The organism is Bradyrhizobium sp. UFLA05-108 (genome assembly GCF_059803455.1).
Map to the genome: position 1 here is coordinate 24,276 of NZ_JBANAZ010000057.1, position 23,223 is coordinate 47,498.

The 23,223-nt window shown below is 64.2% G+C and carries 24 protein-coding genes; 12 read left to right on the top strand and 12 right to left on the bottom strand.

Annotated features, from left to right (window positions below; translation table 11 throughout):
- The first annotated feature begins 531 nt into the window (after positions 1 to 531).
- Complete coding sequence (locus SO140_RS32825; protein WP_449381714.1) at positions 532 to 1,482, top strand: hypothetical protein; 951 nt, start codon at positions 532 to 534, stop codon at positions 1,480 to 1,482.
- Between the two features lie 86 nt (positions 1,483 to 1,568).
- Positions 1,569 to 2,831 (top strand): methyl-accepting chemotaxis protein, encoded by a 1,263-nt coding sequence (locus SO140_RS32830; RefSeq protein ID WP_449381713.1) that lies wholly within the window; start codon positions 1,569 to 1,571, stop codon positions 2,829 to 2,831.
- Positions 2,832 to 2,854: 23 nt separating this feature from the next.
- On the opposite strand, the gene rimO is transcribed toward SO140_RS32830, so the two are convergent.
- Positions 2,855 to 4,180, bottom strand: a complete 1,326-nt coding sequence (gene rimO, locus SO140_RS32835; RefSeq protein WP_449381712.1) for a 30S ribosomal protein S12 methylthiotransferase RimO — start codon at positions 4,178 to 4,180, stop codon at positions 2,855 to 2,857.
- A gap of 112 nt (positions 4,181 to 4,292) precedes the next feature.
- Between rimO and SO140_RS32840 the strand changes: the two genes are divergently transcribed.
- The 6 genes from SO140_RS32840 to SO140_RS32865 all read left to right on the top strand — a co-directional run bounded on the left by SO140_RS32840 (position 4,293) and on the right by SO140_RS32865 (position 10,974).
- Positions 4,293 to 4,883: an ANTAR domain-containing response regulator gene (locus tag SO140_RS32840; protein ID WP_449381711.1), complete on the top strand. Its 591-nt coding sequence runs from the start codon at positions 4,293 to 4,295 to the stop codon at positions 4,881 to 4,883.
- The gene (locus SO140_RS32845) at positions 4,880 to 6,049 is read left to right on the top strand and encodes a CmpA/NrtA family ABC transporter substrate-binding protein (protein WP_449381710.1); all 1,170 of its coding nucleotides are present in this window, start codon (positions 4,880 to 4,882) and stop codon (positions 6,047 to 6,049) included. The genes SO140_RS32840 and SO140_RS32845 overlap by 4 nt, the downstream gene beginning before the upstream one ends.
- Before the next feature lie 346 nt (positions 6,050 to 6,395).
- The gene (locus SO140_RS32850; RefSeq protein ID WP_498543607.1) at positions 6,396 to 7,226 is read left to right on the top strand and encodes a formate/nitrite transporter family protein; all 831 of its coding nucleotides are present in this window, start codon (positions 6,396 to 6,398) and stop codon (positions 7,224 to 7,226) included.
- Between the two features lie 13 nt (positions 7,227 to 7,239).
- The gene (locus SO140_RS32855; protein ID WP_449381708.1) at positions 7,240 to 9,021 is read left to right on the top strand and encodes a NirA family protein; all 1,782 of its coding nucleotides are present in this window, start codon (positions 7,240 to 7,242) and stop codon (positions 9,019 to 9,021) included.
- On the top strand, positions 9,018 to 10,634 hold the full coding sequence (locus tag SO140_RS32860; protein WP_449381707.1) for a sulfite reductase subunit alpha: 1,617 nt from the start codon (positions 9,018 to 9,020) through the stop codon (positions 10,632 to 10,634). The genes SO140_RS32855 and SO140_RS32860 overlap by 4 nt, the downstream gene beginning before the upstream one ends.
- 187 nt (positions 10,635 to 10,821) lie before the next feature.
- Positions 10,822 to 10,974 carry a hypothetical protein gene (locus SO140_RS32865; RefSeq protein ID WP_449381706.1) on the top strand — a complete coding sequence of 51 codons (153 nt, stop codon included), beginning with the start codon at positions 10,822 to 10,824 and terminating at the stop codon, positions 10,972 to 10,974.
- A 107-nt stretch (positions 10,975 to 11,081) separates the two neighbouring features.
- On the opposite strand, the gene SO140_RS32870 is transcribed toward SO140_RS32865, so the two are convergent.
- From SO140_RS32870 to pxpB, 3 genes are read right to left on the bottom strand one after another with little or no spacing between them, the layout of a single operon-like run.
- Positions 11,082 to 11,852, bottom strand: a complete 771-nt coding sequence (locus tag SO140_RS32870) for a LamB/YcsF family protein (protein ID WP_449381705.1) — start codon at positions 11,850 to 11,852, stop codon at positions 11,082 to 11,084.
- 24 nt (positions 11,853 to 11,876) lie between these two features.
- On the bottom strand, positions 11,877 to 12,914 hold the full coding sequence (locus SO140_RS32875; RefSeq protein WP_449381704.1) for a 5-oxoprolinase subunit C family protein: 1,038 nt from the start codon (positions 12,912 to 12,914) through the stop codon (positions 11,877 to 11,879).
- The gene (pxpB, locus tag SO140_RS32880; RefSeq protein ID WP_449381703.1) at positions 12,911 to 13,642 is read right to left on the bottom strand and encodes a 5-oxoprolinase subunit PxpB; all 732 of its coding nucleotides are present in this window, start codon (positions 13,640 to 13,642) and stop codon (positions 12,911 to 12,913) included. The genes SO140_RS32875 and pxpB overlap by 4 nt, the downstream gene beginning before the upstream one ends.
- A gap of 231 nt (positions 13,643 to 13,873) precedes the next feature.
- Here pxpB and SO140_RS32885 point away from each other — a divergent pair, with 231 nt between their 5' ends.
- Together SO140_RS32885 and SO140_RS32890 are read left to right on the top strand one after the other, a co-directional pair.
- Positions 13,874 to 14,572 carry a ribonuclease activity regulator RraA gene (locus tag SO140_RS32885; protein ID WP_036012452.1) on the top strand — a complete coding sequence of 233 codons (699 nt, stop codon included), beginning with the start codon at positions 13,874 to 13,876 and terminating at the stop codon, positions 14,570 to 14,572.
- Between the two features lie 17 nt (positions 14,573 to 14,589).
- The gene (locus SO140_RS32890; RefSeq protein WP_449381702.1) at positions 14,590 to 14,994 is read left to right on the top strand and encodes a (R)-mandelonitrile lyase; all 405 of its coding nucleotides are present in this window, start codon (positions 14,590 to 14,592) and stop codon (positions 14,992 to 14,994) included.
- Positions 14,995 to 15,126: 132 nt separating this feature from the next.
- Here SO140_RS32890 and SO140_RS32895 read toward each other — a convergent pair whose 3' ends face one another.
- The 4 genes from SO140_RS32895 to SO140_RS32910 form a co-directional block, all read right to left on the bottom strand.
- Complete coding sequence (locus SO140_RS32895) at positions 15,127 to 15,312, bottom strand: hypothetical protein (RefSeq protein ID WP_449381701.1); 186 nt, start codon at positions 15,310 to 15,312, stop codon at positions 15,127 to 15,129.
- Between the two features lie 245 nt (positions 15,313 to 15,557).
- On the bottom strand, positions 15,558 to 16,139 hold the full coding sequence (locus tag SO140_RS32900; protein ID WP_449381700.1) for a hypothetical protein: 582 nt from the start codon (positions 16,137 to 16,139) through the stop codon (positions 15,558 to 15,560).
- A 21-nt stretch (positions 16,140 to 16,160) separates the two neighbouring features.
- Positions 16,161 to 17,336, bottom strand: coding sequence for a TAXI family TRAP transporter solute-binding subunit (locus tag SO140_RS32905; RefSeq protein WP_449381699.1), 1,176 nt, complete (start codon positions 17,334 to 17,336; stop codon positions 16,161 to 16,163).
- A 239-nt stretch (positions 17,337 to 17,575) separates the two neighbouring features.
- Positions 17,576 to 17,932 carry a hypothetical protein gene (locus tag SO140_RS32910; protein ID WP_449381698.1) on the bottom strand — a complete coding sequence of 119 codons (357 nt, stop codon included), beginning with the start codon at positions 17,930 to 17,932 and terminating at the stop codon, positions 17,576 to 17,578.
- Positions 17,933 to 18,127: 195 nt separating this feature from the next.
- Between SO140_RS32910 and SO140_RS32915 the strand changes: the two genes are divergently transcribed.
- Complete coding sequence (locus SO140_RS32915; protein WP_449381697.1) at positions 18,128 to 18,940, top strand: class I SAM-dependent methyltransferase; 813 nt, start codon at positions 18,128 to 18,130, stop codon at positions 18,938 to 18,940.
- A gap of 127 nt (positions 18,941 to 19,067) precedes the next feature.
- Here the strand turns inward: SO140_RS32915 and SO140_RS32920 are convergent, their stop codons facing one another.
- Entirely contained in the window at positions 19,068 to 20,018 is a 951-nt protein-coding gene (locus SO140_RS32920) for a DUF2147 domain-containing protein (RefSeq protein WP_449381696.1), read from the bottom strand.
- A gap of 178 nt (positions 20,019 to 20,196) precedes the next feature.
- Positions 20,197 to 20,982: a transporter substrate-binding domain-containing protein gene (locus SO140_RS32925; protein ID WP_449381695.1), complete on the bottom strand. Its 786-nt coding sequence runs from the start codon at positions 20,980 to 20,982 to the stop codon at positions 20,197 to 20,199.
- A 59-nt stretch (positions 20,983 to 21,041) separates the two neighbouring features.
- Here SO140_RS32925 and SO140_RS32930 point away from each other — a divergent pair, with 59 nt between their 5' ends.
- Complete coding sequence (locus SO140_RS32930) at positions 21,042 to 21,584, top strand: DUF1993 domain-containing protein (protein ID WP_449381694.1); 543 nt, start codon at positions 21,042 to 21,044, stop codon at positions 21,582 to 21,584.
- Positions 21,585 to 21,587: 3 nt separating this feature from the next.
- Here SO140_RS32930 and SO140_RS32935 read toward each other — a convergent pair whose 3' ends face one another.
- Together SO140_RS32935 and SO140_RS32940 are read right to left on the bottom strand one after the other, a co-directional pair.
- Complete coding sequence (locus SO140_RS32935) at positions 21,588 to 22,028, bottom strand: hypothetical protein (RefSeq protein WP_449381693.1); 441 nt, start codon at positions 22,026 to 22,028, stop codon at positions 21,588 to 21,590.
- A 168-nt stretch (positions 22,029 to 22,196) separates the two neighbouring features.
- The gene (locus tag SO140_RS32940; RefSeq protein WP_449381692.1) at positions 22,197 to 23,186 is read right to left on the bottom strand and encodes a hydroxyacid dehydrogenase; all 990 of its coding nucleotides are present in this window, start codon (positions 23,184 to 23,186) and stop codon (positions 22,197 to 22,199) included.
- Positions 23,187 to 23,223 lie beyond the last annotated feature (37 nt).

The window sequence follows — 23,223 nt, forward strand, 5'->3', positions numbered from 1 at the left end:
GGTCATGGGTCGCGGCCATACAGCCGAAGGGCAGGGTTTGTCAAGCTGCTCCGCGAGGGGGGCCGGTCGATGCGGTGCCGGCTTCAGGTGAATCGCGACGACTCTTCACCGTCGTCTTCGCCCCAATCGGCGCCGGCGATCGACCTCGAAGCACGGCGCGATGTTGCTCGCGCGCTGCGGTTGCGGATTACTCGACGCCCCAGCGCGAACACGTGGCTATAGTCTCGCTTGGCCAAATAGGATTTGCCGCGAAAAGCGGATCATGTCGCGTGCGAAGCACTGTTCGCGCAGCTCGGACGGTGAGGGCGTCTGCGCCTTCGTTCGACGTGGGGCGGCGAGCGAGGGCACCAGCAGTGCGAGAACGGCCGCAAAAGCCCTGAGATCAGCCCAAAATTCAGGTTTCATCCATCGCGCCCGCGCCGAACCATTTTCACGCCCGCGTGTTTGTACCTCTCAGGCGCCGTTTGGTTCGAACCAGGCCGGCGGCCTGCGCGACCAAGAAGACATCTCCATTCCGCCAGGCGGGCCCCCTTGTCCGAACCCTCCTATCGCATCGACGTCGACAGCATCCGCCGAGCCTTTCCGCCCGGCACCGAAGCGCCGCCCCTGCTGCTCGATTTTGCGGGCTGGCTGAAGGGGCGTCCCTGGGGCAGCGTCGGCTGCTTCGATCTGCGCGGACAGTTCGCCGATACCGCTCCGGTCTTCGACAGCAGCCCCTTGCGCGACAAGTTCGCCCTGTTCATGCGGCTGCCGGACGGCTCGGCCGTCGGCGCCTGGTATGGCGAGGGCCTGGACAGAGCCGATCCGCCCATCGTGGGACTTGGATCGGAAGGCGAATACGACATACTTGCTCCGTCATTGCCACGGCTGATCGCCAAGCTCGCGAGGCAGGAGTTCGAGCGTGCGTGGCATGATCTGGCGCCGAACGACGAGGTGGAATGCGAGACGGTGGAGCTAGCGCAGTGGTTGGCGAGGCGACTTTCCGATGTCGGGGTGACGCCACTGGAAGAGGCGTCATCGGACCTGCCCGACTTTCGTGGCTTCGTCGACAGATGGAGCAGGGAGCGCGAGACCTATTGGGCGAACCATCCGATGATGGCCGAACTCGGCTGGCGTCTCGCTGCGCATCTACCGAAAGGCAAAAATCCCTGGGACAAGACACGGTTCGAGGTCGCGATCGTCGGCGCGCAATATCAGGCGCGGGTCATGCGTTCCGGTCCGCAGTCGTTCAAGGAGGAGAAGGCGATCGAGCCGTTGCTGCGTGAATTGCGCGACGACATGCGCCGCGCGCAGCCGGAGCTCGGGCTTTGGTATTCGATGGATTTTGGCCTCTACGCCGACGGCCGCGTCATGCCGCGCTTCGACTATGACGAGCGTCCGACGATTGACGACGTCCCGGCGGAGCTGTCAGAGGCGAAGGCTGACCTCGCCCGCGCACCGCGGCCTGAGCGTTGGGTGCCGACCTGGCTCGCCGCAGGCTGACCTCGCCCCTAACGGCTCGCGACCATTAAGCTTTTGGTCAATATTCTCTTGCTATTCACTGGCCCGCTTCGAATTGGGGGGAGCGGATGAGATTCTTCGGGCGGCAGACAAGCCAGGGTCGCGACGGCCAGATCTGGCAAGCAATTTTCGAACGTTCGGTCGATGCGATCATGGTGCTGGCGGGACCCAAGATCATCGCCTGTAACGAGGCCGCGGTCAGATTCGGCGGCTATCGCAGCAAGGCCGATCTGTTGTCGCGCTCGCCGGCCGATATGGCTCCCGAATTCCAGGCGGATGGCCGCCGCTCGTCGGAGTACGTCAAGGAGACGCTTGCGCGGGCGATGAAGGACGGCCACGCCCGCTTCGAATGGATCACGCGCCGCGCGGATGGGCAGATGGTCCCGGTGCAGGTCACGCTCGTTCCCGCAGAGATCGATGGCCAGCCCGTCGTCATCAGCTATCGGCGGGACTTATCGGAGCTGATTGCCGCGCGGGAAGAGAAGAAGCGCGCCATCGCCAACCTTGCCGGCGAATTCGAGGAAACCATCGGCTCCATTGCCAATGCCGTGTCGTCGGCTGCCAAGGACGTAGAGGTGACGGCGGGCTCGCTCAGCTCGACTGCCGAGAACGCTGCGCAACGCGTTTCGACCGTCGCAGCTGCATCATCCGAGGCATCGACCAATGTTCAGTCGGTGGCTGGTGCGACCGAAGAGCTGTCGAGCTCGGTTGCCGAGATCAACCGCCAGGTCACGACCTCCTCGAACATTGCTGCCGAAGCGGTGGAGGCGTCCGCACGCACCAATGATCTCGTGAAGAGCCTGTCGGAGGCAGCGGCCAAGATCGGAGCGGTCACCGAGATGATCAATGCGATCGCAAGCCAGACCAATCTTCTGGCCTTGAACGCCACGATCGAGGCGGCGCGAGCCGGTGATGCCGGTCGCGGTTTCGCGGTCGTCGCTGCCGAGGTCAAGAGCCTGTCCAGCCAGACCGCCAAGGCGACCGAAGAGATCAGCGCTCATATCAGCGCCATGCAACGTGCAACGGACGATACTGTTGCGGCCATCCAGGGAATTGGCGGCACGATTGGACAGATCAGCGATATCGGCAAGACGATTGCCATTGCCGTCGAGCAGCAAGGTCATGCGACGCAGGAGATCGCGCGCTCCGTGAGCCAAGCGGCGGCAGGCACCAGCGGCGTCTCCGCAAATATCAATGCCGTCACGCGCACGATCGATGCCACGGGCACTGCTGCCAATGACATGCTCGGAGCTGCCGGTGAATTGTCACGACATGCAGTTGCGCTGCGCGACAAGGTGGCCGGGTTCCTGAAAGCCGTGCGCGCCGCGTAACGCGGGGCGCGCTCGGGTGAAGATCAAAATCCGGCGACGCTGCCGTGCAGATCGTAGGCGTCGGCGCGCTCGATCTTGGCGGTGACGATCTCGCCGACGCGCAAGGGACGGCGGCTCGACAGATAAACGGCGCCGTCGATCTCCGGCGCGTCCGACCTGGAGCGACCCTTCGCAACGGTCGGGCCAACCTCGTCGATGATGACCTGCTGGCGCGTGCCGACCTTGCGCTTGAGCCGTCGTGCCGAAATCTTCTGCTGGCGCGCCATCAGCGCGTTATAGCGCTCCTGCTTTACCTCATCCGGCACGGCGCCGGGCAGCGCGTTGGAGGTTGCACCCGCGACCGGCTCGTATTTGAAGCAGCCGACGCGATCGATCTCGGCTTCATCGAGCCAGTCGAGCAGATAGGCGAAGTCCGAATCGGTCTCGCCGGGGAAGCCGACGATGAAGGTCGAACGCAAAGCGAGATCGGGAGATTCCTCACGCCAGCGCTTGATCCGCGCCAGCGTCTTGTCCTGCGCCGCCGGCCGCTTCATCGCTTTGAGGACGTCTGGGCTCGCGTGCTGAAAGGGGATGTCGAGATAGGGCAGCACCTTGCCCTCGGTCATCAGCGCGATGACCTCGTCGACATGCGGGTAGGGGTAGACATATTGCAGCCGCACCCAGGCCCCGAACTCGCCGAGCTCGCGCGCGAGGTCGAGGAATCTGGCGCGGACCTGGCGGTCCTTCCACTGGCTCTCGGCATACTTCACGTCGACGCCATAGGCCGATGTGTCCTGCGAGATGACGAGCAGCTCCTTGACGCCGGCGCCGACCAGCCGCTCGGCTTCGCGCAGCACGTCATTGGCGGGGCGGGACACCAGGTCGCCGCGCAGCTTCGGGATGATGCAGAAGGTGCAGCGGTTGTTGCAGCCCTCGGAGATCTTCAAATAGGCGTAGTGGCGCGGCGTCAGCTTGATGCCCTGCGGCGGCACCAGGTCGAGATGCGGATTGTGCGCCGGCGGCAGCGCCCGGTGCACGGCATCGAGCACGGATTCGTATTGCTGCGGCCCCGTAATCGACAGCACGCCGGGATAGGCCTGCTCGATCTGCTCGGGCTCGGCGCCCATGCAGCCGGTCACGATCACCTTGCCGTTCTCGGCCATGGCCTCGCCGATCGCCGAAAGCGATTCCTGCTTGGCGCTGTCGAGGAAGCCGCAGGTGTTGACGATGACGATATCGGCCCCGTCATGCTTGCGGGCGAGCTCGTAGCCCTCGGCGCGCAGGCGCGTGATGATGCGCTCGGAATCCACCAATGCCTTGGGGCACCCGAGCGAAACGAAGCTGACCTTGGGCGCAGCCGTCTGATCCATACCTAAATCTGCCTGATTGACCGCCTGCAGCTAGTCCTAATTGCCCACAATTACAACCCTTTGCATGGGGCTCCGGCGTGCTATGGATGCCTCGCCGGGTGGTGAGTGAGCGATGAGCGCCGAACAGTCGCCTAAAATTGTGATTGTCGACGAAAGCCCGATCCGGGCCGCGATCCTCGAGGAGGGGTTGCGGGAGGCGGGCTTCACCCAGGTCGTTCATATCAGGGAGATGCAGAGCCTGTTGGCGCGCATCTATGCCGTTGACCCCGATATCATCCTGATCGATCTGGAAAACCCCAGTCGCGACGTCCTGGAACAGATGTTCCAGGTCAGCCGCGCCGTTCGCCGGCCGATCGCGATGTTCGTCGACCAGAGTGATTCGGCCTCGATCCAGGCCTCCGTGGAGGCGGGGGTATCGGCCTACATCGTCGACGGGCTGAAGAAAGAGCGCATCAAGCCGATCCTCGACCTCTGCGTGTCCCGCTTCAACGCCTTCGCGAAACTCCAGGAGGAGCTGGAGCGCACCAAGTCGCAGCTCGAGGACCGCAAGGTCATCGAGCGTGCCAAGGGCATATTGATGCGGGTGAAGGGCCTGACCGAAGACGAGGCCTATGTGCTGATGCGCTCCACCGCGATGCGCGAGAAGAAGAAGATCGGCGAGATCGCCCAGTCGATCATCACCGCGTCGGAGATGCTGAAATGACCGGACCGCTCCGCATAGGGTTCATCCCGCTGGTCGATGCCGCAGCGCTGATCGTTGCCGTCGACAAGGGGTTTACCGCGGCCGAAGGGCTCGAGGTCGAGCTGGTGCGCGAGGTCTCCTGGTCCAACGTCCGCGACAAGCTCAATATCGGACTGTTCGATGCAGCGCATCTGCTCGCGCCCGTCGCGATCGCGTCCTCGCTCGGGCTTGGCCACGTCAAGGTGCCGATCGCAGCCCCCTTCAACCTTGGCATCAATGGCAATGCCATCACTATCTCGCCCGCGCTGCATGCCGCGCTGATGGAGCAGATCGACGGCGACCGCTTCGATCCGATGGCGACCGCCAAAGCGCTCTCGCGCGTGGTGGCGAAACGGCGCCAGGCAGGGGCTGAGCCGCTGACCTTTGGCATGACCTTCCCATTCTCGACCCATAACTACCAGCTCAGGTTCTGGATGGCGGCGGCCGGCGTCGATCCCGACGAGGACGTGCGCCTCGTGGTGCTGCCGCCACCCTACATGGTCGACAGCCTCGCCAACGGCCATGTCGATGCGTTCTGCGTCGGCGCGCCCTGGAATTCGGTCGCGGTCGATCTCGGCATCGGCCATATCCTGCATTTCTCCTCCGACATCCTGGTCCGTGCCGCGGAGAAGGTGCTGGCCATGCGCCAGACCTGGTCGGAGAAGAATCCGGATGTGGTGGCCGCGCTGGTGCGCGCGGCGGAGAAGGCCGCAGCCTTCATTGAGCATCCCGACAACCGCAACGAGGCCGCGCGCATCCTGGCGCAGCCGGAGCGGATCGGCGTCGATGCCCAGGTCATTCAGCGGACCCTCGATGGCCGGCTGAAGATCGCGCCTGACGGCACCCTGCGCGAAAGCGGCCGCTATCTCCTGGTCGGCCGTGAGGGGGCAGGGCGCCCCGACCCAGTCCAAGCCGCCTGGCTCTATGCGCAGATGGTACGCTGGGGGCAGACCGCGCTGAGCGAGGCGGCGCTGAAGACGGCCATGGGGGTGTTTCGGCCTGACCTCTATGACGCCGCAGTGGACGCCGGGGGAGGCGGCAAGGAGGCCTCGGCCAGCTCGTTCGGGGCCTTCGCTGGACCGGCCTTTGACCCCGAAGATCTGGCCGGGTATCTCGCCTCCTTCGAGGTTACGCACCGCGTCCGTTAGATCCTGCTCAAACATTAGGCGCCACGATTCGAAGCTTAAACTTTGGGCCATTGCTGCCTGAAGCAGCATGAATGCTGATCCATTTCATGCAGTGCACCCAAATGTAACCAACTGATTTTGCTCGAATTCCAGAATTATGCTGCGTTGGCACACTCCTTGAATAGGAGGAGTAAGCCGACCGGCGTGGAAGCCGGCGGCTCCAAGTCCATGATGGATTTCCGCAGCAACGAGGCTGATCGGATCGCCCCGGGTTCCGGCCAGGCCACGTGCGCCTGAAATCGTGCTCCCAGCGATCAACGTCGTTTCAACCCGTTGTGGCCGCCCTGCGCGGTGCTGGAGCTTCGATATGGATTATTCAAAACCCTCTGATGTTGTGGCCTCGATGGTCGATGCCAGCTTGAAGAAGCTTGCGCTCGGGCCGCGCGACCTCCTGATCCGAGGCGCGATCTCGGGAGCATTGCTTGGTGCCGCCACGACCCTCGCCCTCACCGGCGCGGTGACCACCGGCCAGCCGATCGTCGGCGCACTCATCTTTCCCGTCAGCCTCGTGATGATCGTTCTGCTCGGGCTCGAACTCGTCACCGGCAGCTTCGCCATCGTGCCGCTCGCCCGGCTCGAGGGCAAAGCCACCTGGAATGCGGTGATCGCCAACTGGTCTTGGGTCTTCGTCGCCAATCTGCTCGGCAGCCTCGCCTTCGGTGCCCTGATTGCGATCTCGCTCACCAACATGGGCAAGGTCGAGGTCGCCGGCGTCGCCGCACGCATCGTTGCGGTGGCGGAAGCCAAGACGATCGGCAATGCCGCGATCGGCACCGCCGGCATGGTCTCCGTCTTCGTCAAGGCGATTCTCTGCAACTGGCTGGTCTGCCTCGGCGTCGTCATGGCGATGACCTCGACTTCGACAGTCGGCAAGATCGCGGCGACCTGGCTGCCGATCTTCCTGTTCTTCGCGCTCGGCTTCGAGCACGCCGTCGTCAACATGTTCGTTATCCCGACCGGAATGCTGCTCGGCGCGAAAGTGTCCGTCACCGACTGGTGGCTCTGGAATCAGATTCCCGTGGCGCTCGGCAATCTCGTCGGCGGCTTTGTCTTCACCGGCCTTGCCCTCTACGCAACGTACAAGCCCGCGAAGCCGGCAGCCGAAGTGGCGCAGGTCGCGGTTCAGCCAGCAGAGTAGGTCCCGTTACCCCATGAAACTCGACACAGCACCCACGGCCGACTTCTCCGACGAGCAGAAGCGCTATCTCGAAGGCTTCATGTCCGGCCTCCAGGTCGGACGTGTCGGCCGCGCCTTTGTCGCTGGCGGCGCGCCCTCGGAGCCGACCGGTCCCGATGCCGCCGCCATCAAGGCGCAGGACAAGCTCACTGCGGCGGGCAAGAAGCTCGCCGACCAGGAGAAGTTCAAGCGGGAGCTGCATCCCTTCGACGGGTATGAGCGGCTGAAGGACCAGGCGCGTAACAACGCAAATCCGACGCCGGCGGACAATTTCCGCTGGCGCTACTACGGCATCTTCTGGGTCGCGCCGGCGCAGACCTCCTACATGGCGCGCCTGCGCATTCCGAACGGTATCCTGAAGCACTGGCAGCTCTCGGGCCTTGCCGATCTCGCCGAAGCCTATGGTGGCGGTTACACCCACGTGACCACGCGCGCCAACTTCCAGATCCGTGAGATCGAGCCGAAGAACGCGGTCGCGCTCATCGAGGGCATCCAGGACATCGGCCTATGCTCGCGCGGTTCCGGCGCGGACAACATCCGCAACGTCACGGGCACGCCGACCGCTGGCATCGATCCGCAGGAGCTGATCGACACGCGCGCTTACGCGCGCGAATGGCACTACCACATCCTCAACGACCGCTCGCTCTACGGCTTGCCGCGCAAATTCAACGTCGCCTTCGACGGCGCGGGCCGCATCGCGGTGCTGGAAGAGACCAACGACATCGCGTTCTCCGCGGTCGAGGTGAAGGACGGCTTTGGCGTCGACGCGGGCGTCTGGTTCCGGCTCGGCATCGGCGGCATCACCGGCCACAGGGATTTCGCAAAATATTCTGACATCGTCGTTCGTCCCGAGGACGCCACTGCAGTTGCCGACGCCATCGTGCGCGTCTTCATCGAGCATGGCGACCGCACCAACCGCACCAAGGCGCGGCTGAAATATGTGCTCGACAATATGGGGCACGATCAGTTTCTCAAGCTCGTGGAGGAACGGCTGAAGAAACCGTTCACGCGCGTGCCGTCGGATGCGATCGCACCGCGTCCGGCTTTCGATCGCATGGCCCATATTGGGGTGCACAAGCAGAAGCAGGCGGGTCACAACTGGGTCGGTGTCGCGCTTCCGGTCGGCAAGCTCACCTGCGAGCAGATGCGCGGCATAGGCAAGATCGCCCAGGATCTCGGCGACGGCGATATCCGCCTGACCGTCTGGCAGAACTTTCTGATCTCGGGCGTCCAGGACGAGAACGTGGCGCTGGTGACCGCGGCCATCGAGAAGCTCGGCCTCGCCACGCAGGTCTCTCAAGTCCGCGCCGGCCTGATCGCCTGCACCGGCAATGCCGGCTGCAAGTTCGCCGCCTCCGATACCAAGCGCCACGCTGCCGCGATCGGGGACTGGTGCGATGAGCGAGTGAAGCTGGACACGCCGCTCAACATCCATCTCACCGGTTGCCACCACTCCTGCGCGCAGCACTACATTTCCGACATCGGCCTGATCGCGGCCAAGGTGCCGGGCGCCACGGAGGAGGACACGGTTGAGGGTTATCACCTCTTCACCGGTGGCGGCTTCGGTCCCGATGCCGATATCGGGCAGGAGGTCTATCACGACGTGAAGGCCGAGGACGCGCCCAGGCTCGTCGAGGGTCTCTTGAAGGCCTATCTCGCCAACCGCGCCTCGCCGGAAGAAACGTTCCTTACCTTCTCTCGTCGCCATGACGGCGAAGCCCTGCGCAAACTGGCCGGAGCGGAAGCAACAGCATGACCCAGATGCCTGTCCCACCGAAACTCGAGATCATCCCGCCGAACGCGCCTTTCAGCGAAGGGCAGCGGCTGTGGCTGAATGGATTTCTCGTGGGCATGTTCGGCCTCGACGGCTCGACGCCGCTGTCGCCGGCCGAAAACGGTGCGGTGCTCGCGCCCCAGGGCGATGGCGATGACGGCGAGGCGCCCTGGCACGATCCGGCGATGCCAATCGGCGATCGCATGAAGCTTGCGGAAGGGCGTCCGCTCCGCCGCCGCATGATGGCGGCGATGGCGCAGCAGGATTGCGGCCAGTGCGGCTACAATTGTGCCGACTATTCCAACGCCATCGCCAAGAAGAGCGAAGCCCGTCTCAACCTCTGCGCTCCAGGCGGCAAGGACACCGCGCGGATGCTGAAGCAGCTCTTTGAGGAGCTGGACAAGGCGCCGGCAGCGAAACCTCCTGGGGGCGGTGCATCGCCGGCAGCGGCCGCACCGGCTGCGCCCGAAGTAAAGGCCGAGCTGGGTCGCGCCCGCGAAAATCCGGCTGAAGCCGTATTCCTGTCGCGACGCCTCCTCAACAAGCAGGGCTCGGAGAAGGAGACCTATCACATCGAGTTCGATCTCTCCGACAGCAAGCTCGACTATGTCGTCGGCGATTCCTTCGGCGTGTTTGCGCGCAACGACCTCGGCCTGGTCGACCAGATAATCGCGCTGCTTGGCGCCTCCCACACCACGCAGGTCAACGGCAAGACGCTGCGCGAGGCGTTGGTCGAGGACGTCTCGCTGTCGCCGGCGCCGGACAAGCTGTTCGAGCTGCTTTCTTTCATCACCGGCGGCGCGCAGCGCGAGAAGGCACGGGCGTTGGCGCAGGGTGAGGATCCCGATGGCGATGCCGCAACGCTCGACGTCATGGCAGCGCTGCAAAAATTCTCCGGCTGCCGACCGCATCCCGAAGCCTTCGTCGAAGCGCTGGAGCCCTTGCAGCCGCGGCTCTACTCGATCTCGTCCTCGCACAATGCGTCGCCCGGAAAGCTGTCGCTGACCGTCGATTCCGTGCGTTACGTCATCGGCAAGCGCAAGCGCCTCGGCGTCGCGTCGACCTTCCTCGGCGAGCGCATCACCGAAGGCGAGAAACTGAAGGTCTATGTGCAGAAGGCGCACGGCTTTGCGCTGCCGCAGGATCCGAAGACGCCGATCATCATGGTCGGTCCCGGCACCGGCGTTGCACCGTTCCGCGCCTTCCTGCTCGACCGCAAGGCGACCGGCGCGCCGGGCAAGAACTGGCTGTTTTTCGGCCACCAGCGCAGCGACTGCGATTTCTTCTATCGCGACGAGCTCAACGCGCTGAAGACGGCGGGCTTGTTAACGCGTCTGTCGCTCGCCTGGTCGCGCGACGGCGAGAAGAAGTTTTACGTGCAGGATCGCATGCGCGAGCTCGGCCGCGAGGTCTGGACGTGGCTGGCCGAAGGCGCGCATCTCTACATCTGTGGCGATGCCAAGCGCATGGCCAAGGACGTCGAGCGTGCGCTGGTCGACATCGTCGCCCAATTCGGCGCACGTTCCACGGACGAGGCCGTGAGCTTCGTTGCCGACCTCAAGAAGAAGGGCAGGTTCCAGGCGGATGTCTATTAGCGTGCAGGAACCGGTTCCATTGGCTTAAAGGTTGAGCGAATAAGATTCTCGGAACCCATGGGTGAAGAGAATTTTACTCTACGACGGCGGTTCTGAAGAGAACCGCCGTCGCTATTTCCGCCACCATCTTGTCCGACGCCGCGATTGCTCCTTCATATCTCCGCAAATGGGGCGTTGGAGATCGACCATGCGCGAACTATCGGCGGAAGCGAGGCTGCATTTTTACGCGCGCTCGCTCTCCCGGCGGACCGGGGCGAGCATGCACCATGTGGCGCTCTACAGCGCCTTTGCGGTCATCGCGGCCATCATCTTCGGCACACTGTCGGTGCACCCGTTCTGATTTTGGGTGAGCAAAGGCGCACTTGCGCCGTGCCCACCATCCTTCCGGTCATGAGACAGAAGAGGTGGGCAGCTTTGCTTTGCCCACCCTGCGGCACCGAGCAAGGCTCACGCGGCGCGCTTGAATGGCGCTACCGCAATCCCCGCATCCTTCAACGCCTGACGCAGATTGCGCGCGATATCAACCGCGCCTTGCGTGTCGCCGTGGATGCACACCGTATCCATCCGCATCTTGATGACCTTGCCGGTGACCGAGATCACGGCGCCGTCCTGCACCATGCGCACGACGCGATCGGCGATCGCCTTGGCATCGTGCAACACCGCGCCGGCCTTCTTGCGCGAGACCAGGTTGCCGTCGTCCTCATAGGCGCGGTCGGCGAACACCTCGTGCACCATCGGCAGGTTCGCGTCCTCGCCGGCCTTCACCAGCTTCGAGTTGGCAAGCACAACAAAGATCAGCGAGGGGTCGACGGCCTTGATCCCGGCTGCGATCGCCTTTGCGGTCATGTCGTCCTCGCATGCGACGTTGGAGAGCGCGCCATGCGCTTTCACATGCGTGACCTTGTGGCCGGCCGCGGTCGCGATGGCCTGGAGCGCGCCGATCTGGTAGGCGACGAGGTTTTCGATCTCGGACGATTTCAGCCCGAGGATCGGATGCCGGCCAAAGCCGTGCAGGTCGCGATAGCCGGGATGCGCGCCGATCGAGACACCGCGCGCCTTCGCGAGCTCAACCGTCCGCCGCATGATGTCGGGATCGCCGGCATGGAAGCCGCAGGCGACGTTGACCGATGTCGCAAGCTCGAGCATCGCGGCGTCGTTGCCCATCTCCCAAGCGCCAAATCCCTCACCGAGGTCGCAGTTGAGATCGATCGTCGTCATGGGTGCTCTCCACCTCTGGTTCCGTTACGACTCCGCCGAAACCTGCCACGTCCCGGCATCGACAGCGTTCACCGCGTAGCCCGCGACATTAGCATCGTGCAGGGCATCGATGTTGAGCTCCACGGTGTCCGCCGCGCGTAACCGATCGGGCAGGCGGCGCAGGAGCTGCGCGAATTTCCGGGCCTCGTCCTGCGCTTCGGTCATGCTGATCGCCTTGAAGCGGAACGCGGTGCCGGCAGAGGTCTGGGCGAGGCGGCCGAGATCGGCGGAGATGACCGTTGCGATCTTCGGATAGCCGCCGCTGGTGCCGCGGTCCATCATCAGGACGATCGGCGCGCCGTTGCCCGGCACCTGGATGCTGCCATTGACCGTGCCGTCGGAGACGATGTTGTGGCCGTGGAGATGTTTGATCACCGGGCCTTCGAGCCGGTAACCCATGCGGTCCGAGGTCGCGGAGATCTTCCAGTCGCTCGACAGGAACAGCGCCTTGTTGGCGTCATCGAATTCGTCGTCCTGCGGCCCCAGCACGACGCGGATCGGACCGCTCGTTGGCTTCGGCAATTCGATCCGCTGCTCAGGCCCGCCGCTTGCGACCGCGACGCCGAACTCGTCGCCAGCCTGGAGCGGGCGCGGGTAGGGGCTGCCGAGCCCGGCGCGGGCGTTCACTGCGAGGCTGCCGAACACGGGCTCGCCTCGGACAGCCCCTTCGATCGCGAGATAGCTGAACGCGCCACCGCGGGCGAAGCCGAGCGTCAGCGTCTCGCCATCCTTCAGCGTCATCGAGGTCTCGTTCGCCACAGGCTTGCCGGCGATATCCGCATTGCGCGGGGCGCCCGCGAGCGCGACGCGCACCGCACCGTCGCGCGCGATGAATGAGACGCCGAACGGGCCGATCTCGACAGCGGCCGCGAACAGATCGTTGCCGACCAGGCAGTTGGCGGTCGCCAGCGCCAGCCGGTCCATCGCGCCGCTCGGCGTGAGGCCATAGCGCTGCGAGCCCGGCCGTCCGCCGTCCTGGACGGAGCTGGCCGGGCCGATGCTGGCGACAATGAGCCGACTCATGACGTCGTCAGCTCCGCAATGATCTCGCCCGCTTCGGCGGCGCAGTCCTGCTCCGCAAAGGTCTTAGGGTCGATGGCAAAAAACGTCACGCGATCACCGGGTTCGGTGAGGAAGGTGGGATTCCGGTGGAGCTGATAGGTCCGCACGGGGGTGCGCCCCAACAGGTGCCAGCCGCTGGGACCGGCCAGGCATTGCACGCCGGTTTGAACGCCGCCGATCGCGATCGTTCCGGCGGGCGTCAAGAGTCGCGGATTCTGCCGCCGCGACATGTGCAGGGATTTTTCGAGGCCGCTGAGATAGGACCAGCCCGGGGTGAAGCCGATCATGGCGACGCGATAGTCGCCGGCGATATGGCGGGCCACGATGTCGTCGGGTGTGGTGTTCAGCGTCTTGGCGACATCCTCGAGATCGATGCCGTGCTCGCCGCCATAGGCCACGGGAATGCGCCAGCGGCGCGCTTTTGCCGAGCGCGGCCGCGGCTGGCTTGCAAGCGCAAGCAGCTTTTCGCTCAGTGCATCAAAGGCGATCCGGCCGGGATCGTAGTGCACCAGCAGCGAGCGATAAGTCGGGACCGCCTCGGTGACGCCGTCGATGCCGGCTTCGGTGAGCGCCCGGTCGAGCGCCAACACGCGCTGATTGGCCGCGTCGTCGATGGTCCGGCTGAACTCGACCGTGACGGCACTGTCGCCGCTGGGCAGAAGGCGGGGCGGGGGAAGCGTCGCGGCCATGAGCTGTCGAAATCGGCCCTTTGGAAATCGCGGGAGACTCCTTTGGTTCCCGCTGCCCTTTGCTTCGCGTAAATGCGCCTGCAAGTCCAATAAATTAATTCAGCGCCAAGCGATAAAGCCTTGTTATCGCGTCGCATAACAGCCCTGCGCCGCTTCGCCTTGGCCCTTGACGGCAGGCCTGCGCCTCGCAAGATGCGCAGCTTCTTTCCCACCCGGAGCTCGTTCTCGTCCATGTCGCTATCCCCCGAAGCCCGCAAGACCCTTGCCGGCATCACCACTGCCACCATCACCACGGTCCTGCTGAAGAAGGGCCTGCGCAATGTCTGGATGCGCGGCGCGCGTCCGCTGCGCCCGGGGTTGCCGCGGTTGGTCGGCCCGGCGTTCACGCTGCGCTTCGTGCCGGCGCGCGAGGATCTGGCGACGCCGGAATCCTGGTCCTCTCCGATCTCGACCCGCACCGCGATCGAGGCGATGCCGGAGGGGTGCATCGCCGTGGTCGACGCCATGGGCATCACCGATGCCGGCATCTTCGGCGACATCCTCTGCGCGCGCATGGTCAAGCGCGGCGTCACCGCGCTCGTCACCGACGGTGTCGTGCGTGACGTCGAGGGCGTGCTCGGCACCAATCTTCCGGTGTGGTGCGATGGCTACGCCGCGCCACCGTCGGTCGCGGGCCTGACCTTCGTTGGCTGGGGCGAGCCGATCGGCTGTGGCGGCGTTGCGGTGTTTCCGAACGACATCGTCGTCGCCGACCAGGACGGCTGCGTGCTGATCCCGCAGGCGATGCTCGACCATGTGCTCAATGAGGGCGTCGAGCAGGAGCGAATGGAAGCCTGGATCGTCAACGAGGTGAACAACGGCGCCGTGCTGCCGGGCCTCTACCCCATGAACGCCGAGACCAAGGCGCGCTACGCCGCGAGCAAGAAGTAACAGGAAGAGAGGCACCCATGGAAATCCACGTCGCAGGCACGCGACCGACCCGCCGCGCGCCCAAGGAGAACTTCACCGGCACGGTGTTGCAGGACCCCGTCATCATGGCGCCTGCGCCGGCGCGGCTGAACTGCTCGCGCGTCTCGTTCGAGCCCGGCGCGCGCACCAACTGGCATCACCATCCACTCGGGCAGACGCTCTACGTCATCTCCGGCGTCGGCCGCGTCCAGGCCAAGGGCGGCCCGATCAGGGAAATCCGCCCCGGCGACACCGTCTGGATTCCGCCGGGGGAATTGCATTGGCACGGCGCTTCGCCCACCAACGGCATGACCCACATCGCCATGCAGGAAGCGCTCGACGGCGTGTACTCGACCTGGTTGGAGCCGGTCACCGACGCGGAATATTCGGCACCGGTGGGTTAGCCACGGTCTCGCGCCCCGGCGGCAACGCAGCGCGTCAGCGATGCGTTGCCAATCCGGGGCACAGACCCGCGAGAGCATCAAGCTGACTAGATTCCACTCCGCGTCGCAACACTTCGGGCTGCACCACCGAATTCACAGGACATCGCGGCCCGCGTCGGTGATCCGGTATTCGACCTCGCCTGAAGCCAGTGGTTCGGTCTCAACGAGCCCGAGTTCGATAAGTCGGGCGACGATTTCGTGGTCGAACAGCGGCGTGCTGATCCAGGCTTGGGAAGCCAGCCGTCTCAGGAAATCGCGCTCGGTTGCGGTAAGGTCCATCGGATAAGATCTCGCCACCCAAGAACCAAGGTCGCAGGCGCGTTCTGGTTCCGGCCGGACTATCTCTAGATATCCCCGAAAGCGCTCCAAAGTCCGATTGCGGTGGGCAAGAAGGCCGCGCACGACCACAGCGCGGGTGCGCTGGTGCTTAGGCCGGCAACGAAGATCCAGACGCCAAAGCACACGATGAAACCCGAGATCGCATAGGCAAGCACTTTTTCCATGAGCAAACGCAAAGCTGTGCGTCACTTGGCGACGCGCGCTTCCTCCTTCTTGCTCACGTGCCAGATCACGAGGTGGTAATGCGGCACGTCCACTCCAGGATGCCCCGGATTGAAGTAGATGCTGACGTGGTCAACTGTTCCAGCGAAGCCGGGCGCCTCCAACGACTTGTGATCGTCGATATCCTTGATGGGCACCATATACACGCTCGCCACCAGGCGATCCCTGCGATCAAAGCAGAGGAAAGGACCTAGCGGCAGAGTGTCGGGTTTGACAAAGAGGATGCCCAGGCCGGGAAAGAACTTCGGGAAGTTCACGAGATCGCTGACGCGCTTGTATCCCTTCTTTTCGGCGATCCTCCGCTGATTTGGCCGTGCGGGAGCGACGTAGAGTCTTCCATGTCGTTTTTCGTCCGGGCGAGCATGTGGTTTGCCGTCTGGACGAGTTACCGCCCTGGCTTTCCCGGCATTGTCGGTTGATGGCACGGGAGCGAGCGTCTGCGGATCCGGAAGCTCGAATGGAAAAAGTTGCGCCGCCGGCCGCCTCACGTCGGCGATCAATGCAAGCAACGTGGCCAAGGCTGCGGCCACCAGTAAATTGCGCATCAAGACCTCCCGGTGCTTGGGTCATCGGCCCTGCTGGCGTTCTCGCCACCGCATAAAGTCCTGGAACAGTTGTTCGCGGTCCGGCGGATTGCTGATCGGCTTTTGCTCGAGGAAACGACCGAACGCCTTGCGAAGCGCGGCCTCTCCGCCGGATTGCTGCTGGAGCCAGCGCTCCGCTGGTTGAAATCGCCTCCAACCAGGAAGCAGCGCCGTCAGGTTCACCTCTCGCCACTTCGGGTGATGACCGTCGCCAAGAAATTCAGGAAATCGCGAGAACAGCGTCTGCACAAACAGTTCCACCAGCGGAAACCGCTCGCTGCGCGCCGGCCAGTTGTAAGCGAAAAGCGCGCATTTGATCGCGATGGTGTCGACATTATCAGAGACGCCGATGAGGTCTGGGTAATCTTCGTGGCGGAGGGTCGAGGGCAGAAACTCACGCTCCAGCATCGCCTTCGAATAGGGGATGGACAGAAAGTGAAGGCCATCATCTTGCGCGTATCGCGCGAGGAAGCTGACCGGCTTGCCCGACACCAGCAAGGCGGCGGAGATTTGCCCCTTCCGCATTCCCTCCAGTGCTGCGTCCAAAGCCAGGTTAGATTCGCTGACCTTCACCTCCAGATAGTTGAGCACCTCGCGACCGAGGACGGCGCCAGCGCTGCCTTCTTCGCCGAGATTGACAGGCTTTCCCGCGAGATCCGACAGGCTCTGGATCTCGGGCCGCGCGAGGAGGTGGAACTCTTCGACAAACAGCGGGGTGACGTAGACAAGCTTGTTGCGGATATCTCCGAGCGTTCCTGACTCTCGGAGACGATCGGCCAATGGGACGGGGGCGATCGCAATATCGGCGCCTGCCAGGCTGAGTATGTCGATGATGTTGCGAATGCCACCGTTTCCCACCATTGGCAGCACCCGCAATGCGACCTCCCCGTGAGGGCCGGTCTCCTGGCCGCTGGCCAGGGTGGTAGCAAGGTCCTGAGCGATGGCGAACTCGGTGCTCTGCGCCGCGCCGGTTACAAATCCTGTCGTGTGCGGATCAGAGTTTGCGGCTTCCTTCCTGGGGGCATTTTCCTTCCGCGGAGACATCTTCGACAGAGACGTCTTCGACGCGTCGCTGGGGGAAACGGATGGCCGGCTTTGTGCGAGGGACGTCTGGACCTGTCCGCCGAGCCAGGCCGCTGCAATGAATGCGATGAACAAACCGGCCCGCATAGCTCCGCAGACCCTCATTGTTCAAGCCTGTTCGCGGCGTCAGCGCGCCAGCTTTGGCGCGCCCTTGTCTAGCCGGCAAATCGCACTCGGCCCATCCGTCGCGCGACAGGCTGGAGTGGGTTTGCTTGGGCTTCTCAACGCACCGATCAGAGCGACGTTCCCTGGGATGTCTGTCCACCATTGGCGAACCGCGATTGATTGCCACCCGTCGGGCGAGCGTTGCCGTCCTAGATTTTTTCCGCCGTCCACGTGCCCGTGCACATTGTGCCGTGCCAGGTGCCTGAGCCTGAGGTGCCGGCGAGGTGGCCAAAGCCCGCGGCGCGCTTGATGCCGCTACTCAAGAGGACGCTGATCTTACCTGCCTGTGCGACGCTGCCCGATGCACTCACCGCGGCGCTGCCGGAGGCGATCTGACCGTTGGTGATGCCGATGGCGACCGTCGAGCCGTTGCCGCAGGCTTCGCTCGTTGACGTGATCCGCACATTCCAGGTGCCGTCGAAGCTGCCGGTCGCAGCGCGTGCCTGCCCATACGGCAGGGCAATGACGAGGATGCTGGTCAAAAGTCCTTTGCTAAAATGATTCATGGCTTGCCCCTATGAGTTGAACGTTCTGGGAACCTGCCACGGTGGTCGAGCGCGCCGATGTGAGGGCTATCACGCCGGTTCTGCGGGGCGTGACCTTGCGCACGCTGCGGCCTGCTGTGCAGCGCGACGTGACAAGGCGCCGCCTTCATGGCCTGCTGCCTGCGACCCGAAAGGCTTTTCGCGGAGGACGAAAGGATGCCTGAATCCGACAAGGTGTTTGCCGGCGCGGTCCCGGAAAATTACGACCGCTATATGGTTCCGCTGATTTTCCAGAGCTATGCCGACGACATGGCGCGCCGCGTTGCCGTGCGCTCGCCAAAGGCCGTACTGGAGACGGCGGCGGGAAGCGGCGTGGTTACACGCGCCGTCGCAGCCGTTCTGCCGCCCGATGCGACTTACGTCGTGACCGATCTCAATCAGCCGATGCTCGAGCATGCAAAACTTCGGCAAGGTGCCGATGCGCGCGTCAGCTGGCGCCAGGCCGACGCGCAGGTGCTCCCGTTCCCCGACAGCTCGTTCGACGTCGTGTGCTGCCAGTTCGGCGCGATGTTCTTCCCGGATCGGGTCAAGGCCTACCGGGAGGCGCGGCGCGTGCTGAGGCCGAGAGGGATTTTCATCTTCAGCGTCTGGGACAGGGTCGAGGACAACGTCTTTGCCGGAGACGTCACCGACGCGCTGGCCGAGTTCTTCCCGGACGATCCGCCGCGCTTCCTGGCGCGCACGCCGCATGGCTATCACGACACCGCCACGATCCACCGCGATTTGCAGGACGCAGGGTTTTCAGAGGTGGCAGTTCAAACACGGTCGGATGAAAGCCGATCCATCTCAGCGCGGCATGTGGCGATGAGCTACTGTCAGGGTACGCCACTCCGCAACGAAATCGAGGCGAGACGTCCCGACGCGCTGGAGGCTGCTACTGCTCACGCGGCAAAGAAAATTGCAGCGCGACATGGCGAGGGCGAGATCTCCGCAAAGATCCAGGCGCACGTGATCGAGGCGACGTCCTAAGGCATGATCCGGAAAAGTGTGAAGCGGTATTCCCTCGCGATTGCGCGGAGATCATGCCCAAACAACGCCCCAAAGCGCGATGACGATTCATCCCAATCTCATCGCGCTTTAGCTAGACGGATGTGAACTAGTTCACGCGCGTCCACGTCTGGCCGCCGCAGAACATGCCGCCGAAGGCGCAGCCCTGTACGCGCAGGCGATCGGTGCCGCGCATCGCGATGGTGGAATCATAGGTCGAGCCGGTGTTGGGATCGACGATCCGGCCGGTCCATTTCTGGCCCTGGACCGGCTTCATGTTGATCAGGATCTGCTCGCCGTTCTGGTCCGATTTGGCATCGACCGAGTAGCCACAGAGATTGTTGCCGCACTGCTCGATGCGGACCTTGCCTTCCTTCTCCTCGGTGAGCCAGATGCCGAGCGGCGAATTGAGGTCGCGCGTGGGCGTAGGCGCTGTCGTCGGAGCTGGAGCGGCCGTCGCCTGAACGGGAGGCGGAGCGGGCGCCGGCGGCGGGGCCGGAGCCGGAGCCGGAGGTGCAGGCGGAGCAACCGCGACGGTGGCTGGCGGAGCAGGCGGCGGTGTCACCGCGGGAGCGGCGTCCTGCTGGGCCGGGGCGGGCGGCGATGGTGGAGCCGGCGGAGGCGCAACGGCGGTTGCAGCCGGCGCGTTGTTGGCGGTCGTGGCGGGTGGCGGTGCAGGCGGGGTGGGTGGCGCCGGAGGCGGTACGGCTGCTGCTGGAGCTGGCGCTGCCGCGGGCGTCTGCTCGGCCGCCGGAGGCGGTGTCACGGGAGCCGGCGCGGGCGCAGGATTGGCCGGCGGCTGCGGATCGACCTTGGCCTGTTGGGGCGGCTTCGTGTCCGCCTTGGGAGCGTTCTTGGTGTCCGTCTTGGCGTCGTTCTTCGTGTCGTTCTTGGCCTTCCTCGCCTTGCCCTGGCCGGTGTTGTCGTAGACCCCTGGGATCTGCACCGTGCCGCGATCGGGGTCGATCCGGATGGTGCGGCCGCCATACTCGAAGGTGTATTGCGCTTGCGCGGCCGTGCTCGCCAAAAGAAATGCGGCCATCGCCAACAGCTTTTTCATTGCAATCTCCTGAGCAGGTGCTCCCCGTATCGACCCTTACGCCGCGGCCCCGTGGCGAAACGTGATCCAGATCACTTTCCAGCTATGAGTCGTACTCCCTTCGATCTTGGTTCAATGCCCGCCAACTCGGTTCAAGGTTTGACCGGCGGGCCGCCAAAATGCGGACAGGCGCCGCGTTCTAGTCGAACCAGGCGCCATAAATTTTCTGGTAGCTGCCGTCCTCCATAGAGACGTGCAGCCACTGGTCGACGAAGGCCTTCAGCGCGACGTCGCGCTGGAGCCAGTAGGCCTTCTCCGAGAAATCGAACGGCTTGTCCGGATGCACTGCGCAGAGCACACCCTGATGCTGCTTCTGCTGGTAGCGCGTCTCCGAGGCGTCCGTCATCATCAGGTCGGCATGACCCTTGGCGATCTCGTCGAAGATCGCGGTGTTGTCCGGGAAGACCTCGATGTCGGCGTCCTTGATGTTGGCCCGCGCGAAGCGCTCGTTGGTGCCGCCGGGATTGACGATGACGCGCGTACCCTTCTTGTCGATATCGGCGAGCGTCTGGTACTTGCCGACATCCGCGCAGCGCGCAATCGGCGTCTTGCCCTCACGCATGATGGGCGTCGAGAACAGGCCCTTCTTCTGGCGGTCGAAGGTGATGGAGACACCGCCCATCGCGATGTCGAACTGATCGGCCTCAAAGTCCTTCATCAGCTTGGGCCAGGCGGTCTGGACGTACTCCACTTTGACGCCGAGCGCCTTGCCCAGCGCTTCGGCCATGTCGACGTCGAAGCCGCTGAATTTCTGCGTGGTCTTGTCGAGAGAGGTGAAGGGCCTGTAGTCGCCGGTCATGCCGACGCGCAGCGTGCCGCGCTTGATGATCTCGTCGAGGCGGGAAGGGGACGTTGTCTCCTGTGCATGGGCCGCAAAGCCTATCACCACCGCCGCAGCCAGCGCCGCCAGTCGTCGAACGATCATCTCTTTCCTACCCTCGCATGAGCTGTCATGTTGCTCTTGAACCTGCGGATTTAGACCAGATGTCCGCAAACTGCGAGAAGGAATTTCTTGAGGTGACGCTCTCTCTCCACGAGGCTTCGGTCGGCATGTTCGTGCCGTTCCTGCGCAACCTGTCCGGGCTGCTCGACAAGGCCGCCGCTTACGCCGAGGTGCGCAAGATCGATCCGGCCATCCTGCTGGGCATGCGGCTCTATCCGAACATGTACGATCTGGCGCAGCAGGTGGGCGAGGCGGTCCGCCATGCCGTGGTCGGGCCCGCGCTGCTTGCCGGGCATGAGCCGATCACGTTTGCCGATGCCAAGCCTGATCTTGCGGAGCTGCAGCGGCGCATCGCGGCCGCGATCGATTTCGTCGAGAGCCTGCCGCAGGCCGAGATCGATGCCGCAGGCGAAAAGGACGTCGCCTTCCGCCTGAAAAGCGGCGCCGAGCTGCCCTTCACCGGGCGCTCGCTGCTTCTGACCTTCTCGGTCCCGCAATTCTTCTTCCACGTCACGACCGCCTACGACATCCTGCGGCACGCCGGCGTCGATCTCGTGAAGAAGGATTTTTTGGGAAGAAGGTGAGGCCTACGCCTCACCTTTCCGTACGATGTCGGCGACCGAGCTGCGGTTAGCGATCTCGTCGCGCAGGACCTCGAAGCGGCGATGCGCTTCGCTCTCGCGCTCATCGACGAACCGCACCGCGGCTTCGCCCGACATCGGTCCGCTGACCACAGGCGTGGAATACTCGCCGATGGTCTCGTGAACGTAGTAGAGACCCTCGTCGCCGCGCTGCACGGTCCATTTGAACCGCAGTGCCGCCATCGGCCCGGGGCCGAGCTTGCTGTAGCCGTCGGCGTCGGCCGGGTGCTCCGGCACGAGCGGCTGCTCGTCGACGACCAGATCCTCGTCGGCACTCGGATGCTCGTCGACGCTCGCGAACTTCTCAGTCTCGGGCCGGGCCTCGGGGTGTTCGAGAATGCTGGCGATCGTCGCCAGCGCGTGGTCGGTCGGGTCGATGTCTGACAAGGGGTCATCCTCCAAGAGGACGCGCCGGCAATTCCGTCCCACGACCGGTCGCGACCTGTCAGCCTAGCTTGCCTTTGATTAAGGCCAGGTTTGGGCCCGATTGTGCCAAAATGGGACGTCTGGTTGACCTTGGTGCGGCAATTTCTGCCTCTCCGAAAACTGCAGCGCTCAGGCGAGCACATCCTGGTTGATCACATTCTGACGGATCGGATCGCCGTCGAGCACGCTCAGGATATTGCGCGCGGTCTGCTCGCTCATGCGGTCGACTGCCTCGACGGTGACGCCGGCCACATGCGGCGCCATGATCACGTTCGAAAGCTCGAACAGCGAGTGTCCGGCCGGCGGCGGCTCCTGCTCGAACACGTCGAGGCCGGCACCGGCGAGCCGGCCAGAGGTGAGCGCGTCGTAGAGCGCCTTTTCTTCGACGATACCGCCGCGTGCGGTGTTGATGAGATAGGCGGCCCGCTTCATCAGACCGATCCGCGCGGCATTGAACATGCCGACGGTTTCTGGCGTCTTCGGGCAGTGGATGCTGACGAAGTCGGCGCGGGACAGCGCCGCGTCGAGATCGGTGACCGGCTCGCAACCGGCAGCCTTGATGTCGGCCGCCGGCTTGTAGGGGTCGTAGACCAGGACGTTCATTTCCATCGCGAGGCAGCGCTTGGCGGTGCGGCTGCCGATGCGGCCAAAGCCGACGATCACCACGGTCTTGCCGTAGAGATCGAACGGCAGGATGCCGAGCCGGTCGGCCCATTTGTTGTCCCTGACGCAGGCGTGCAGCTCCTGGGCGCGCTTGGCGAGCGTCAGCATCATGAACAGCGCGGCTTCCGCGACCGAGGGCGAGTTGGCGCTGCCTGCCACCATCAGTGGCACCTTGCGGCGCGAGAGGGCAGGCACGTCGACGGCGTCGTAGCCGACGCCGATCCGCGTCACCACCTTCATGTCCCTGGAGGCCTCGAGCTCGGGCTCGCCGAACCGGGTTGCGCCGAGCGCCACGCCATGAACCGGCGCATGCGCCGTCAGCATCGCCTGGAAATCCGAAGCCGAGATCAGATTGGAGAACTCGACGAGCTCGATGTCGTCCCGCTGGGTGAGAAGGGCGCGTGCGCCCCGCGACAAAGTTTGCGTGACAAAAATCTTCTTCTTGTTGGCCGCCATCGTTCCCTGCCTGCTCGAAGCTTTTCTCGTCCGGCCA

Bases quoted from the DNA above. Each gene is read 5' to 3' on its own strand.
- SO140_RS32830 (WP_449381713.1), top strand. From the start codon at position 1,569: ATGAGATTCTTCGGGCGGCAGACAAGCCAGGGTCGCGACGGCCAGATC.
- rimO (WP_449381712.1), bottom strand. From the start codon at position 4,180: ATGGATCAGACGGCTGCGCCCAAGGTCAGCTTCGTTTCGCTCGGGTGC.
- SO140_RS32840 (WP_449381711.1), top strand. From the start codon at position 4,293: ATGAGCGCCGAACAGTCGCCTAAAATTGTGATTGTCGACGAAAGCCCG.
- SO140_RS32845 (WP_449381710.1), top strand. From the start codon at position 4,880: ATGACCGGACCGCTCCGCATAGGGTTCATCCCGCTGGTCGATGCCGCA.
- SO140_RS32850 (WP_498543607.1), top strand. From the start codon at position 6,396: ATGGATTATTCAAAACCCTCTGATGTTGTGGCCTCGATGGTCGATGCC.
- SO140_RS32855 (WP_449381708.1), top strand. From the start codon at position 7,240: ATGAAACTCGACACAGCACCCACGGCCGACTTCTCCGACGAGCAGAAG.
- SO140_RS32860 (WP_449381707.1), top strand. From the start codon at position 9,018: ATGACCCAGATGCCTGTCCCACCGAAACTCGAGATCATCCCGCCGAAC.
- SO140_RS32865 (WP_449381706.1), top strand. From the start codon at position 10,822: ATGCGCGAACTATCGGCGGAAGCGAGGCTGCATTTTTACGCGCGCTCG.
- SO140_RS32870 (WP_449381705.1), bottom strand. From the start codon at position 11,852: ATGACGACGATCGATCTCAACTGCGACCTCGGTGAGGGATTTGGCGCT.
- SO140_RS32875 (WP_449381704.1), bottom strand. From the start codon at position 12,914: ATGAGTCGGCTCATTGTCGCCAGCATCGGCCCGGCCAGCTCCGTCCAG.
- pxpB (WP_449381703.1), bottom strand. From the start codon at position 13,642: ATGGCCGCGACGCTTCCCCCGCCCCGCCTTCTGCCCAGCGGCGACAGT.
- SO140_RS32885 (WP_036012452.1), top strand. From the start codon at position 13,874: ATGTCGCTATCCCCCGAAGCCCGCAAGACCCTTGCCGGCATCACCACT.
- SO140_RS32890 (WP_449381702.1), top strand. From the start codon at position 14,590: ATGGAAATCCACGTCGCAGGCACGCGACCGACCCGCCGCGCGCCCAAG.
- SO140_RS32895 (WP_449381701.1), bottom strand. From the start codon at position 15,312: ATGGACCTTACCGCAACCGAGCGCGATTTCCTGAGACGGCTGGCTTCC.
- SO140_RS32900 (WP_449381700.1), bottom strand. From the start codon at position 16,139: ATGCGCAATTTACTGGTGGCCGCAGCCTTGGCCACGTTGCTTGCATTG.
- SO140_RS32910 (WP_449381698.1), bottom strand. From the start codon at position 17,932: ATGAATCATTTTAGCAAAGGACTTTTGACCAGCATCCTCGTCATTGCC.
- SO140_RS32915 (WP_449381697.1), top strand. From the start codon at position 18,128: ATGCCTGAATCCGACAAGGTGTTTGCCGGCGCGGTCCCGGAAAATTAC.
- SO140_RS32920 (WP_449381696.1), bottom strand. From the start codon at position 20,018: ATGAAAAAGCTGTTGGCGATGGCCGCATTTCTTTTGGCGAGCACGGCC.
- SO140_RS32925 (WP_449381695.1), bottom strand. From the start codon at position 20,982: ATGATCGTTCGACGACTGGCGGCGCTGGCTGCGGCGGTGGTGATAGGC.
- SO140_RS32930 (WP_449381694.1), top strand. From the start codon at position 21,042: ATGTCCGCAAACTGCGAGAAGGAATTTCTTGAGGTGACGCTCTCTCTC.
- SO140_RS32940 (WP_449381692.1), bottom strand. From the start codon at position 23,186: ATGGCGGCCAACAAGAAGAAGATTTTTGTCACGCAAACTTTGTCGCGG.